This is a genomic window from Aurantimonas litoralis (assembly GCF_026153195.1).
Classification (GTDB): Bacteria; Pseudomonadota; Alphaproteobacteria; order Rhizobiales; family Rhizobiaceae; genus Aurantimonas; species Aurantimonas coralicida.
The window spans coordinates 29,073-41,544 of the sequence record NZ_JAPFBM010000010.1 but is presented as its reverse complement, the minus strand read 5'-3'; the positions used below and the strand labels follow the sequence as shown (position 1 = coordinate 41,544).

Below are 12,472 nucleotides of genomic sequence, written 5' to 3'. Positions count from 1 at the left end.
TCATGCGCGGCCTTTCGCCGTTGGTGCTGCGCTAGCGGCTATGGTATTGGCGCAGCCATCTCGTGGCAGGACCCCGCCGGGTCGCCGCGCCGCCCGAAGGAGACCATCATGAGCCAGGCCATTCGTAACGATGCGTCGCGTGAGTTCGGCGATTTCTTCACCGCCTCGCTGGCCGACCGCGACCCCGACATCTTCGGCGCCGTCGGCAACGAACTGTCGCGCCAGCGCCACGAGATCGAACTGATCGCGTCCGAGAACATCGTGTCGCGCGCCGTACTCGAGGCGCAGGGCTCGGTGCTGACCAACAAATATGCCGAGGGCTATCCGGGCCGGCGCTATTATGGCGGCTGCGAGTTCGTCGACGTCGTCGAGACCCTGGCCATCGACCGGGTCAAGCAGCTGTTCGGCTGCGAATTCGCCAATGTGCAGCCCAATTCCGGCAGCCAGGCCAACCAGGCGGTGCTGCTTGCCCTGTCGAAGCCGGGCGATACGCTGCTCGGCATGAGCCTCGACGCCGGCGGCCATCTGACCCATGGCGCCAAGCCCAATCTCTCGGGCCGCTGGTTCAACGCCGTGCAGTATGGTCTCGACCTGGAGACCGGCCTGATCGACTACGACCAGGTCGAGGCGCTGGCCATCGAGAACAAGCCGGCGATCATCGTGGCGGGCGGTTCGGCCTATTCGCGCCAGATCGACTTCGCCCGCTTCCGGGCGATCGCCGACAAGGTCGGGGCGTATCTGTGGGTCGACATGGCGCATTTCGCCGGCATCGTGGCCGCGGGTCTCCACCCGAGCCCGTTCCCGCACGCCCATGTCGCCACCTCGACGACCCACAAGACCCTGCGCGGTCCGCGCGGCGGCATCGTCTTGACCAATGACGAGGCGATCGCCAAGAAGATCAACTCGGCGGTGTTCCCAGGTCTGCAGGGCGGACCGCTGATGCATGTCATCGCCGGCAAGGCCGTGGCCTTCGGCGAGGCGCTGACGCCGGGCTTCCGCTCCTATATCGGGGCGGTCTGCGAGAATGCGCGGGCGCTGGCGGAGACGCTGCGCGAGGGCGGCGTCGACATCGTGTCGGGCGGCACCGACACCCATCTGATGCTCGTCGATCTGCGGCCGAAGGGCCTGACCGGCAAGGCGTCGGAACTGGCGCTCGGCCGGGCCAACATCACCTGCAACAAGAACGGCGTGCCCAACGACCCGGAAAAGCCGATGGTGACCTCGGGCATCCGGCTCGGCACCCCCGCGGCCACCAGCCGCGGCTTCGGCGTGCCGGAGTTCCAGGAAGTCGGCCGGATGATCGTCGAGGTGCTCGATGGCCTGAAGGCGGCGAACTCCGAAGAGGGCAACGCCGCCGTCGAGGCTGCGGTGAAGGAGAAGGTCGTCGCGCTGACGGACCGGTTCCCGATCTACGAAGGCCTCTGACAGCCGCCCGGGCCGGTACGGCCCAGCCAGGGATCATGCGCGTCGGCCATCGGCACGCATGATCGCTTCCAGGATCGAAGAGGTGCCATGCGCTGTCCCTATTGCGGCTCGCAGGACAGTCAGGTGAAGGATTCGCGCCCCGCCGAGGATGGCGGCACGATCCGGCGCCGGCGGGTCTGCCCGGATTGCAACGGTCGCTTCACGACCTTCGAGCGCATCCAGCTCCGCGAGCTTCAGGTGCTGAAGAAGTCCGGCCGCAAGGTGCCGTTCGATCGCGACAAGCTGGCCCGTTCGGTCGAGGTGGCGCTGCGCAAGCGCTCCGTCGATCCCGACCGGGTCGAGCGGCTGATCTCCGGCATCGTGCGCCGGCTCGAGCAGTCCGGCGAACAGGAAGTGCGGTCCGAAGCGCTGGGCGAGATGGTCATGGAGGCCCTGAAGGGGCTCGATGACGTCGCCTATGTCCGCTTCGCCTCCGTCTATCGCGATTTCCGCGAGGCTCGCGATTTCCAGTCGCTGATCGGCGAGCTGGGACGCGGCGACGGCGCCGCGGCGATCGACGAGGACGAGACCCCGCCCGACGAGACCTCCTCGTGACCGGGCAGGGCACTTCGACGAGCCCCGAACGTCCGGCCACCGAAATGGACCGGCGCTTCATGGCGGCCGCTATCCGCTACGCCCAGCGCCATGTCGGACGCACGGCGACCAACCCGTCCGTCGCGACGCTGATCGTGCGCGACGACGAGACCGGCCCGCGCATCGTTGGGCGCGGTGTCACCGCGATCGGTGGCAGGCCGCATGCCGAGACGGGCGCGCTCGCCGAAGCCGGTGAGCTTGCGCGCGGCGCCACTGCCTATGTCACGCTGGAGCCCTGCGCCCATCACGGCCGCACGCCCCCCTGCGCCGAGGCGCTGGTGACGGCGGGAATCACGCGCGTCGTTTCGGCGGCGGCCGATCCCGACCCGCGTGTCGACGGCCGCGGCCACGCGATCCTGCGGGCCGGCGGATTGTCGGTCACCCCGCGCGTCATGGCCGCCGAGGCCGCCGCGCCCATCTCGGGCTATCTGACCCGGCATGGCGCGGGCCGGCCGGAAATCCTCCTGAAGATGGCGCTGTCCCGCGATGGCCGGATCGGTATTCGCGGCGGCGGCCAGGTGAAGATCACCGGGGCCGTCGCCGACGCCCAGACCCATCTGGCTCGGGGCCGCCACGATACCATTCTGATCGGTGCCGGGACCGCGCAGGAAGACGATCCGCGGCTCGACTGCCGTCTGCCGGGCATGGCCGACCGGTCGCCCAACCGCATCGTGCTCGATCCGCGGCTGCGGACCCCACCGGAGCTGACCATCGCGCGCACCGCCGCCGAGACGCCGACGCTGATCGCCACCCTCGCCAGCGCCGATCCCGAGCGCCGGGCGGCGCTGGCCCGGCAGGGCGTGCAGTTCATCGCCTGCGAGGCCGATCCGGAGACCGGGCGCATCGCACTGCCCGAACTGCTGGAGGATCTGGCGGCGACGGGCGTTGCGAGCGTGCTGGTGGAGGGCGGCGCCGAGACCGGCGCCAGTTTCCTCGACAGCGATCTCGTAGACCGGCTGATCCTGGTGCAGGGGCCCGTGGAGATCGGCGAGGAGGGCGTGCGCGCGCCCATCGATGTCGCCACGGCGCGCAGCCGCTTCCGCCTGGTCCGCGAATATCGCTTCGGCGACGACCATTGGTACGAGTTCGAGAGAAGGGCCGCCTGATGTTCACCGGGATCGTCACCGACGTCGGCCGGATCGTGCGCACCGAGCGCCTCGACGCCGGCCGCCGCTTCCGCGTCGCCACCCAATACGACCCGGCCGGGATCGCGCTGGGCGCATCCATCGCCTGCTCGGGCGTCTGCCTGACCGTGACGGCGCTGCCCCAGCCGGGCGACGCCGACCGATGGTTCGAGGTGGAAGCCTGGGAGGAGGCGCTGCGTCTGACCACGGCCGGAAGCTGGGAGGAGGGGAGCGCCCTCAATCTCGAGCGATCCCTGAAGATTGGCGACGAGATCGGCGGGCACCTCGTGTCGGGTCACGTGGACGGGCAGGCGGAGATCGTCGCAGTCACCGAGGAGGGCGAGGCGGTCCGCTTCACGCTGCAGGCGCCCCGCGACCTCAGCCGTTTCATCGCCCGCAAGGGCTCCGTCTGCCTCGACGGCACCTCGCTGACGGTGAACGGCGTCGATGGCGACCGCTTCGACGTTCTCCTGATCCGCCACTCGCTGGACGTGACCACCTGGGGCACGCGAAAAGCCGGCGACAGGGTGAATCTCGAGGTCGATCAGATCGCGCGCTATGCCGAACGGCTGTTCGGCGCACGGTCGGCGGAGAGCTGAGGCTCCGAGCGAGCCGAAGACCTATCGTCTTTTCTGCATGTCTTTGCGGGTTTTGCCCGTCGCGACACGCTTTCGCCGCCTCGGTCCTGTTGCGTGCAGGGCGCGCGAGGGGTAACCCACGCCATCGCTTCCCCGAAGGATACCGCAATGGCTGCCAAGCTGAATCTCCTCGTCGTCGAGGCCCGCTTCTATGACCCCATCGCAGACCTCCTTCTGGACGGTGCGACGGCGGCGCTGACGGAAGCCGGCGCCGATTTCGACGTCGTCACCGTTCCCGGTGCGCTGGAGATCCCGGCCGCGATCGGTTTCGCCCTCGGCGCAGCCGATGAATCGGGCACCGAGTATGACGGCTTCGTCGCGCTCGGCTGCGTGATCCGCGGCGAGACCTATCATTTCGAGCTGGTCTCGAATGAATCGGGCCGGGCGCTGACCGACCTGACGGTCCATGAATCGATCGCCCTCGGCAACGGCATTCTGACCGTCGAGAACGAGGAACAGGCCCGCGACCGGGCCGACCCCAAGCGCAAGGACAAGGGCGGTGCCGCGGCCCGTACGGCACTGGCGATGATTGCCCTGCGCGAGCGGATGGGAGCCTGATCATGTCCAGTTCCGAACCCCAGGCGCGGCCGGTCAAGCAGGCCAACAAGCGCGGCGCGGCACGGCTCGCCGCCGTGCAGGCCCTCTACCAGATGGAAGTCGGCGGCACCGCGCTGCTGGAGACCGTCGCCGAATACGAGAATTTCCGGCTGGGCAGCGAGATCGACGGCGAGACCTATCGCGAGGCCGATGCCGGCTGGTTCCGCGACGTGGTGTCGGGTGTCGTCCGCAGCCAGACCGAGATCGATCCCAAGATCCACGCATCGCTGCCGACCGACTGGCCGCTGTCGCGCATCGACACGACGCTGCGGGCGATCCTGCGGGCGGGCACCTACGAATTGTCGAACCGCAAGGACGTGCCGGTCGCGGTGATCGTCTCGGAATATATCGACGTCGCCAAGGCCTTCTACACCGGCGACGAACCCGGCCTGGTCAATGCCGTGCTCGACCGCGTGGCGCGCAGTGTGCGGGCCGAGAAGCCCGGCGAGACCCGGACCGCACGTCGCGGCGCAGCGGGCGGTGAGCCCTCGGCGTGAGCGCCCCGGTCGCCGCAACGCCAGCCGCCGGGCCGGTGCTCGGCGAAAAGACCGTCCGTCGCAACGCCATCATCCTGGCCGCTGCACAGGCGCTGTGCGGCGCCTCCGGGCCCGTCGCCATCTCGATCGGCGGCCTGGCCGGCTCCTGGCTTCTCCTGGCCGACAAGTCGCTCGCGACCCTGCCGGTGACCGGCTACAATCTCGGCGTCGCCCTTGGCGCACTACCGGCCGCCGCGCTGATGCGTGCGGTCGGCCGGCGCTACGGCTTCATCTCGGGAGCGCTGGTGACATCGGCCGGTGGCCTCGTCGCGGCGACCGCGCTCTTCCAGGAAAGCTTCTGGCTGTTCGCCTTCGCGCTGATGCTGATCGGCATCGGCGGCTCCTTCGTCCAGCAATATCGCTTCGCCGCCACCGACGGCGCGCGCCGCTCGTTCCAGTCGCGGGCCATCTCCATCGTTTTGGCCGGCGGCATCTTCGCCGCGGTGATCGGCCCGCAGACGGTGCGCTATACGGCCGACCTGTTCCTGCCGGTGGAATTTGCCGGCGCCTTCATCGGGCTGGTCTTCCTGGGCCTTGCCGGCGCGGCCGCTGACGACGGTCGTGGCGCAGCCGCGGTTCCTGGCCGGCTTGTGCTGCGGTGTCGGCAGCTTCGCCATGATGAGCTTCGTGATGACCGGCGCACCGCTGGCCATGGTCGGCTGCGGCCTGTCCAAGGACATCAGCACGCTCGGCATCCAGTGGCATGTCCTGGCGATGTTCGGCCCGAGCTTCTTCACCGGCCGGCTGATCCAGCGCTTCGGCAAGGAGCGCATCGTCGCGACCGGCCTGCTGCTGCTGGCCGCCAGCGCCGCCGTCTCCCTGTCGGGTCTCGCGGTCTGGCAGTTCTGGACCGGCCTCATCCTGCTCGGTCTTGGCTGGAACTTCGGCTTCATCGGCTCCACCGCCATCGTGGCGGAGACCTATCGCCCCTCGGAGAAGAACAAGACGCAAGGCCTGCACGACTTCGTCCTGTTCTCGTCGGTCTCGCTGGCCTCCTTCCTGTCGGGGCGCACCTTCGTGGCCGCCGGATGGGAGACGATGAACATGGTCGTCTTCCCGGTGGTGCTGGTCTGTCTCGTGGTTCTCGTCCTGCAGGCGCGCTTCGCGCCGCTGCAACCGGCCGCCGACTGAGATCCTCGTGCCGGGCGCCCCTCCGGCCCGGACGGACACGCGCCCGAATTCCAGCCTGACCGCGACCGCGTCGTGCCGAAGATCACGGCGCTTGACGGCTTGCCGACTCCATATAACCTCGACCCGCTTGGCAAGGCGGGGAGCCTTCCCCGTCTTCGGCAGAACAATCGAAGATTGCCGGACCAAACCGGCACGGATCGAGGGGACAGCATGCCGACAATTCTCATAGTGGTGGCCCTGTGCGGGCTGCTGGCTCTTGCCTATGCGGGCTGGGCGACGCGATCGGTCCTTGCGGCCGACCAGGGCAACGCCCGGATGCAGGAAATCGCCGGGGCCATTCGCGAGGGTGCCCAGGCCTATCTCGCCCGCCAGTACACGACGATCGCCATTGTCGGCGTGGTCGTGGCGATCGTCACCGCGCTGCTCCTGTCGATCTACGCGGCGGTCGGCTTCGTCATCGGTGCCGTCCTGTCCGGTCTGGCCGGCTTCATCGGCATGAACGTCTCGGTCCGGGCCAATGTGCGCACCGCGCAGGCCTGCTCGCGCTCGCTCAGCCTCGGTCTCGGCATCGCCTTCAAGTCCGGCGCCATCACCGGCCTTCTGGTTGCCGGCCTCGCGCTGCTCGGCGTCACCGTGTATTTCTACGTCCTGACGGTCTCGATCGGCCTCGACGTGTCCGATCGCACGGTCATCGACTCGCTGGTCTCGCTCGGCTTCGGCGCCTCGCTGATCTCGATCTTCGCCCGCCTCGGCGGCGGCATCTTCACCAAGGGCGCCGATGTCGGCGGCGATCTCGTCGGCAAGGTGGAAGCCGGCATTCCCGAGGACGACCCGCGCAACCCGGCGACCATCGCCGACAATGTGGGTGACAATGTCGGCGACTGCGCGGGCATGGCAGCCGATCTGTTCGAGACCTACGCCGTGACCGTCGTCGCGACCATGGTGCTCGGCGCGATCTTCTTCGCCGGCACCGACATCATCGAAAGCGTCATGATCTACCCGCTGGCGATCGGCGGTGCCTGCATCCTGACCTCGATCGTCGGCACGTTCTTCGTGCGGCTCGGCTCGAACGGCTCGATCATGGGCGCGCTCTACAAGGGCCTGTGGGCGACAACGCTTCTGTCGATCGTCGGCATCGCCGTCGCCACCTGGGCGACCATCGGCTTCGGCGACATCGGTCAAGCGGCGTCGGGCATGACCATCAACGGTCTCAACCTGTTCGTCTGCGGCATCATCGGCCTCGTGGTGACCGGCCTGATCGTCTGGATCACCGAATACTACACGGGCGTCGGCTTCCGGCCGGTCCGCTCGATCAGCGAGGCGTCGGTGTCGGGCCATGGCACCAACGTCATCCAGGGCCTCGCCATCTCGCTGGAATCGACGGCGCTGCCGACGATCGTCATCGTCGCCGGCATCATCTCGACCTTCCAGCTCGCCGGGCTCTACGGCACCGGCATCGCCGTGACGGCCATGCTCGGCATCGCCGGCATGATCGTGGCGCTCGATGCCTTCGGTCCGGTCACCGACAATGCCGGCGGCATTGCCGAAATGGCCGGGCTGCCGGCGGATGTCCGCAAGTCGACGGACGCGCTCGATGCGGTCGGCAACACGACGAAGGCGGTTACAAAGGGCTATGCGATCGGCTCGGCCGGTCTTGGCGCGCTGGTGCTGTTCGCGGCCTATAATTACGACCTGGCCTATTTCGTCGAGCAGGCGAATGCCGGCAACGGCTTCGAATATTTCCGGGGCGTCGAACCGGATTTCGCCCTGACCAACCCCTTCGTCGTGGTCGGTCTGCTGCTCGGCGGCCTCATCCCGTTCCTGTTCGGTGGTATCGCGATGACGGCCGTCGGCCGCGCCGCGAGCTCGGTGGTGGACGAGGTGCGCCGGCAGTTCCGCGAGAAGCCGGGCATCATGGCCGGCACCGAGCGGCCGGACTATGCACGGGCCGTCGACCTTCTGACCAAATCGGCGATCCGCGAGATGATCGTGCCGTCGCTGCTGCCGGTGCTGGCGCCGATCGTGGTGTATTTCGGCGTCTATCTGATCGCCGACAAGAGCCAGGCGTTCTCGGCGGTGGGCGCGATGCTGCTCGGCGTCATCGTCACCGGCATCTTCGTCGCCATCTCGATGACCTCCGGTGGCGGTGCCTGGGACAATGCGAAGAAGTCCTTCGAGGACGGCTTCGTGGACAGCGCAGGCGTGCGTCACGAGAAGGGCTCCGACGCCCACAAGGCCTCGGTGACCGGCGACACGGTGGGCGATCCCTACAAGGATACGGCCGGACCGGCGGTCAATCCGGCGATCAAGATCACCAACATCGTCGCGCTGCTGCTGCTCGCGGTGCTGGCGCACAACTGATCGCGGCCTGGCCGAAACAAGAAAGGCCCCGCAGGCGAAAACCTGCGGGGCCTTTTCGTTGACGCGGTAACGGTGTCGGCGAACCCTAGAGGTTCGGGCCCGGCGAGCCGCTGCCGGTATCGGACAGGATCTGGCCGAGGAAGGTGCGGTCCTGACCGCCGGTCGGCGTGGTGCGCGAGATGAAGTCGAAGGGCTGGCCGTCCTGCAGGCCGTAATTGGCGATGCGCTCGACCCGGCCCTCGCCGTCGAAATAGACCGACAGGACGCGCTGGTCGACGAGCTGCGGCTTCATGAAGGCGACCGGCCGGACCCGCTTCTGCGAGATGTAGTAGAACACCTCATTGTCGAAGGTCGCCGTGGTCGAGGGTGAGCCCAGCGCCAGCAGCACCTGTTCGCGGCTCGAGCCGACCGGCACGAGTTCGACGGTCTTTTCGTCAATCACGTAGCCCTGGGTCAGCACTTCGCTGGTCGTGCAGTTCGACAGGGTCAGTGCGGCCAGAACGGCGGCCGAGGCGAGGAGAGGGCGCTTGAGTCGGACGGAAGGCTTCACGCTGTCTTACTCCTTGAGGCCATCGCCGATACGCGGCTGGCAGGTCCGTTGCCGCGACGCGGGAGTGCCGGCCGGCGGGATGTCCGCGAGCGGACGCCTCCGGCTGACGCGCGAGCGCGGCGGATGCGTTTTGGTAAAGCACCTGCGGGAGCGTTGCAATCGATCCGGCGCTGTGGCACCGCCCATGGCAGTGTAGCCATCGATCGGCCCAGCAATGTTTCAACGTTTCAGAGCCAACCGTCGCCTCAAGGCGCGCAACCGGGAGGTCGTCGACGATCTCTACGCCGCGCTGGTGATCCGGTCGCGCCAGGACGACCTCTATCTCGCCTGCGCCATTCCCGACACGGTGATGGGACGCTTCGAGGCGCTGTCGGTGCACGTCTTCCTGTTCCTGCGGCGCTGCCGGGACGAGGCGACCCTGCGGCCGCTGGCGCAGGAGGTGGTCGATCGCTTCATCACCGACATCGAGGATTCGATCCGCGAACTCGGCGTCGGCGATCCGTCCGTGCCCAAGCGCATGCGCAAGCTGGCCGGCGTCTTCTACGAGCGGGTGTCGGTCTATGATGCCGCGCTCGACGCCGACGACGCGGCGGCCCTTTCGGCCGGCCTGAAAGGCCGGGCGGTGCCGGCGGACGCGCCGGAGGATGCAAGCGCGCGCCTTGCGACCTACATGATGGCGGAAAACGAGCGATTTGGAGCGATAGCGGCCGAGACGATCCTGGCCGGCACGCTTCAACCAGGGACCAGACCATGAGCAATCCGCAGACCGGGCCCGACCCGATCCGACTTCACATCGCCGCCGAGAAGCTGCCGCGCGACGGCCTCGAGATCCACTACGAGGCGAACGAGGCCGAGCGCGCCGCGCTGGCCCGGCATCTCGATATCCTCGAGGTTCGCGAGCTGCGGGCCGACCTCACCGCCTCGCGCTGGCGCGGCGAGGGGGTGAAGGTGAAGGGCAGCCTGCGCGCGACCCTGGTCCAGGAGAGCGTCGTGACGCTGGAGCCGGTCAGCCAGGCGCTGAACGAGGCGTTCGAAACCACCTTCGTGCCGGAGGGCTCGCGGCTGGCGCCGGTGCCCCAGACCGGCGAGAACGAGATCCACGTCGATCTGGAAAGCGAGGACCCGCCGGAGACCTTCCGCGGACCGCAGATCGACGTCGGGCCGTTCCTGATGGAAGCGGTGTCGCTGGGGCTGGATCCCTATCCGCGCGAATCCGACGTCGCCTTCGAGGCCGTCGATACCGATCCCGACCCCAAGGCGGGCGTCCGCTCGGCCTTCGACGTGCTCACCACGCTGGTGCCGCGCGAGACCAAGGACGCCAAGGGCGAATGACTGTTTCAATTCGGCGGTTGCTGTTCACGCGTAAACCGATATCTTCGCGCCGCGCGGCCAGGACGCCGTGCGCAAAGGCGAGAGACCATTGATTTCAAACACTGGTATCACGATTTCGGTCGACGCCATGGGCGGCGACCACGGCCCTTCCGTCGTCTTGCCGGGAGCCGCCATTGCGCTCCAGCGGCATCCGGGCACGCGGTTCGTGCTGTTCGGTCAGAGCGAGGCGGTGCTGCCGGTGCTCGACCAGCATCCCGAACTGAAGGCGGCGTCGACCTTCCACCATTGCGAGATCTCCATCCGCATGGACGACAAGCCGTCCCAGGCGCTGCGGCAGGGGCGGTACAAATCGTCCATGTGGCGCGCCATCGAGGCGGTGAAGACCCATGAGGCGGATGTCGCGGTCTCGGCCGGCAACACCGGCGCCCTGATGGCGATGGCGAAGTTCTGCCTGCGCACCATGGCCAATATCGAGCGCCCGGCCATCGCGGCGATTTGGCCGACCCTGCGCGGCGAGAGCATCGTCCTCGACGTGGGCGCCACGATCGGCGCCGACGCCCAGCAGCTCATCGATTTCTCGATGATGGGCGGCGCCATGGCGCGCGCGCTCTTCGGCGTCGAGCGGCCGACGGTCGGCCTCCTCAATATCGGCGTCGAGGAGGTGAAGGGCCAGGACGAGATCCGCGAGGCGGGCCGCCTGCTCAAGGAGACGCCGATCCCCGGCATCGACTATCGCGGCTTCGTCGAAGGCGACGATCTGGGACAGGGAACGGTGGACGTGGTGGTGACCGAGGGCTTCACCGGTAACATCGCCCTGAAGACCGCCGAGGGCACGGCCCGGCAGATCAGCGCCTATCTGAAGGCAGCGATGAACCGGACCTGGATGGCCCGCGCCGGCTATCTGCTGGCCCGCAGCGCCTTCCAGCGGCTGCGCGACAAGATGGATCCGCGCAAGGTCAATGGCGGGGTCTTCCTCGGCCTCAACGGCATCGTCATCAAGAGCCATGGCGGGACCGACGCCGAAGGGATCGCGGCGGCGATCGATCTGGCCCATGCGATGGCCCGGCACGGCCTGCGCGAGAAGATCGAAGCCGACCTGGAAAACTTTCACCTGCGTGTGTCCGACGACGTACCGGCGACCCCCGAGAGCAGCAGTCAATGACGATGTCCATCCGATCCGTGATCCGCGGCACGGGCTCCGTTCTGCCCGCACGCACGATGCGCAACCAGGACTTCGCCGGCATCGTCGAGACCTCCGACGAGTGGATCCGCCAGCGCACCGGCATCGAGGCGCGCCATATCGCCGGCGAGGGTGAGACGACGGTGTCGCTCGCCGAGGGCGCGGCCCGCAAGGCGCTGGACGCGGCCGGCCTGACGCCCGCCGATATCGACGTGATCATCCTGGCGACCGCCACGCCGAACAACACCTTTCCGGCCTCCGCCGTGCAGGTGCAGCACAAGCTGGGCATCACCCATGGCTTCGCCTTCGACGTCCACGCGGTGTGCAGTGGCTTCGTCTACGCGCTGACGACCGCCGATCTCTATCTGAAGGGCGGCGCCGCCAAGCGGGCGCTGGTGATCGGCGCGGAAACCTTCTCGCGCATTCTCGACTGGGAAGACCGCTCCACCTGCGTCCTGTTCGGCGACGGCGCCGGCGCGGTGGTGCTGGAAGCGGTGCCTGCGGACGCGGCCGATGCCGGTTCGGCCCAGGGCATCATCACCAGCAAGCTGCGCTCGGACGGTTCCCACCAGGGCAAGCTCTATGTCGATGGCGGCCCGTCCACGACCGGCACCGTCGGCAAGCTGCGCATGGAGGGCCGCGAGGTCTTCAAGCATGCGGTGGGCATGATCACCGACGTCATCGAGGATTCCTTCGCGGCGGCCGGCATCGGGCCGGACGACGTCGACTGGTTCGTGCCGCACCAGGCCAATCGCCGGATCATCGACGCCTCGGCGCGCAAGCTGGGAATTGCGCCGGAAAAGGTGGTGATCACCGTCAATCAGCACGGCAACACCTCCGCCGCCTCGATTCCGCTGGCGCTCGACGCGGCCGTGCGGGACGGCCGGATCAAGCGCGGCGACCTCGTGCTTCTGGAGGCGATGGGCGGCGGGTTTACGTGGGGGGCAGTTCTGATCCGCTGGTAG

Annotated in this window: 12 protein-coding genes and 1 pseudogene; 12 read left to right on the top strand and 1 reads right to left on the bottom strand. The window is 68.1% G+C overall.

Translation table 11 applies throughout. From position 1 onward, the window contains the following. The first annotated feature begins 108 nt into the window (after positions 1-108). From glyA to N7I30_RS17965, 8 genes and pseudogenes are all read left to right on the top strand, one after another. Positions 109-1,425 carry a serine hydroxymethyltransferase gene (gene glyA, locus N7I30_RS18000; RefSeq protein ID WP_498640677.1) on the top strand — a complete coding sequence of 439 codons (1,317 nt, stop codon included), beginning with the start codon at positions 109-111 and terminating at the stop codon, positions 1,423-1,425. Between the two features lie 87 nt (positions 1,426-1,512). Further along, positions 1,513-2,019, top strand: coding sequence for a transcriptional regulator NrdR (gene nrdR, locus N7I30_RS17995; protein ID WP_498640675.1), 507 nt, complete (start codon positions 1,513-1,515; stop codon positions 2,017-2,019). A gap of 44 nt (positions 2,020-2,063) precedes the next feature. Further along, positions 2,064-3,164 (top strand): bifunctional diaminohydroxyphosphoribosylaminopyrimidine deaminase/5-amino-6-(5-phosphoribosylamino)uracil reductase RibD, encoded by a 1,101-nt coding sequence (ribD, locus tag N7I30_RS17990; protein ID WP_498640839.1) that lies wholly within the window; start codon positions 2,064-2,066, stop codon positions 3,162-3,164. Then, the gene (locus N7I30_RS17985) at positions 3,164-3,781 is read left to right on the top strand and encodes a riboflavin synthase (protein ID WP_498640673.1); all 618 of its coding nucleotides are present in this window, start codon (positions 3,164-3,166) and stop codon (positions 3,779-3,781) included. The genes ribD and N7I30_RS17985 overlap by 1 nt, the downstream gene beginning before the upstream one ends. A 147-nt stretch (positions 3,782-3,928) precedes the next feature. Further along, on the top strand, positions 3,929-4,378 hold the full coding sequence (locus N7I30_RS17980) for a 6,7-dimethyl-8-ribityllumazine synthase (RefSeq protein ID WP_024351422.1): 450 nt from the start codon (positions 3,929-3,931) through the stop codon (positions 4,376-4,378). Between the two features lie 2 nt (positions 4,379-4,380). Beyond that, positions 4,381-4,914 carry a transcription antitermination factor NusB gene (nusB, locus tag N7I30_RS17975; RefSeq protein WP_187391021.1) on the top strand — a complete coding sequence of 178 codons (534 nt, stop codon included), beginning with the start codon at positions 4,381-4,383 and terminating at the stop codon, positions 4,912-4,914. A gap of 35 nt (positions 4,915-4,949) precedes the next feature. Then, a pseudogene (locus N7I30_RS17970) lies at positions 4,950-6,084 on the top strand (MFS transporter). Between the two features lie 210 nt (positions 6,085-6,294). After that, a complete protein-coding gene (locus tag N7I30_RS17965) occupies positions 6,295-8,445 on the top strand; it encodes a sodium-translocating pyrophosphatase (protein WP_187391022.1) in 2,151 nt (716 codons plus the stop codon). An 85-nt stretch (positions 8,446-8,530) separates the two neighbouring features. Here the strand turns inward: N7I30_RS17965 and N7I30_RS17960 are convergent, their stop codons facing one another. Continuing rightward, positions 8,531-8,995: an outer membrane protein assembly factor BamE gene (locus N7I30_RS17960; RefSeq protein ID WP_498640670.1), complete on the bottom strand. Its 465-nt coding sequence runs from the start codon at positions 8,993-8,995 to the stop codon at positions 8,531-8,533. A gap of 214 nt (positions 8,996-9,209) precedes the next feature. Here N7I30_RS17960 and N7I30_RS17955 point away from each other — a divergent pair, with 214 nt between their 5' ends. The 4 genes from N7I30_RS17955 to N7I30_RS17940 all read left to right on the top strand — a co-directional run bounded on the left by N7I30_RS17955 (position 9,210) and on the right by N7I30_RS17940 (position 12,472). Further along, positions 9,210-9,749, top strand: a complete 540-nt coding sequence (locus tag N7I30_RS17955; RefSeq protein WP_498640667.1) for a ubiquinol-cytochrome C chaperone family protein — start codon at positions 9,210-9,212, stop codon at positions 9,747-9,749. Further along, complete coding sequence (locus N7I30_RS17950; RefSeq protein ID WP_024351416.1) at positions 9,746-10,327, top strand: YceD family protein; 582 nt, start codon at positions 9,746-9,748, stop codon at positions 10,325-10,327. The genes N7I30_RS17955 and N7I30_RS17950 overlap by 4 nt, the downstream gene beginning before the upstream one ends. A gap of 88 nt (positions 10,328-10,415) precedes the next feature. Continuing rightward, complete coding sequence (plsX, locus tag N7I30_RS17945) at positions 10,416-11,489, top strand: phosphate acyltransferase PlsX (RefSeq protein WP_210310320.1); 1,074 nt, start codon at positions 10,416-10,418, stop codon at positions 11,487-11,489. After that, positions 11,486-12,472, top strand: a complete 987-nt coding sequence (locus tag N7I30_RS17940) for a beta-ketoacyl-ACP synthase III (protein ID WP_188077474.1) — start codon at positions 11,486-11,488, stop codon at positions 12,470-12,472. Before plsX ends, N7I30_RS17940 begins: the two co-directional genes overlap by 4 nt.

What these genes read in the sequence shown, in the direction of transcription:
- glyA (WP_498640677.1), top strand. Translation starts at nt 109, where the DNA reads ATGAGCCAGGCCATTCGTAACGATGCGTCGCGTGAGTTCGGCGATTTC.
- N7I30_RS17965 (WP_187391022.1), top strand. Translation starts at nt 6,295, where the DNA reads ATGCCGACAATTCTCATAGTGGTGGCCCTGTGCGGGCTGCTGGCTCTT.
- N7I30_RS17980 (WP_024351422.1), top strand. Translation starts at nt 3,929, where the DNA reads ATGGCTGCCAAGCTGAATCTCCTCGTCGTCGAGGCCCGCTTCTATGAC.
- nrdR (WP_498640675.1), top strand. Translation starts at nt 1,513, where the DNA reads ATGCGCTGTCCCTATTGCGGCTCGCAGGACAGTCAGGTGAAGGATTCG.
- N7I30_RS17950 (WP_024351416.1), top strand. Translation starts at nt 9,746, where the DNA reads ATGAGCAATCCGCAGACCGGGCCCGACCCGATCCGACTTCACATCGCC.
- N7I30_RS17940 (WP_188077474.1), top strand. Translation starts at nt 11,486, where the DNA reads ATGACGATGTCCATCCGATCCGTGATCCGCGGCACGGGCTCCGTTCTG.
- N7I30_RS17985 (WP_498640673.1), top strand. Translation starts at nt 3,164, where the DNA reads ATGTTCACCGGGATCGTCACCGACGTCGGCCGGATCGTGCGCACCGAG.
- ribD (WP_498640839.1), top strand. Translation starts at nt 2,064, where the DNA reads ATGGACCGGCGCTTCATGGCGGCCGCTATCCGCTACGCCCAGCGCCAT.
- N7I30_RS17955 (WP_498640667.1), top strand. Translation starts at nt 9,210, where the DNA reads ATGTTTCAACGTTTCAGAGCCAACCGTCGCCTCAAGGCGCGCAACCGG.
- nusB (WP_187391021.1), top strand. Translation starts at nt 4,381, where the DNA reads ATGTCCAGTTCCGAACCCCAGGCGCGGCCGGTCAAGCAGGCCAACAAG.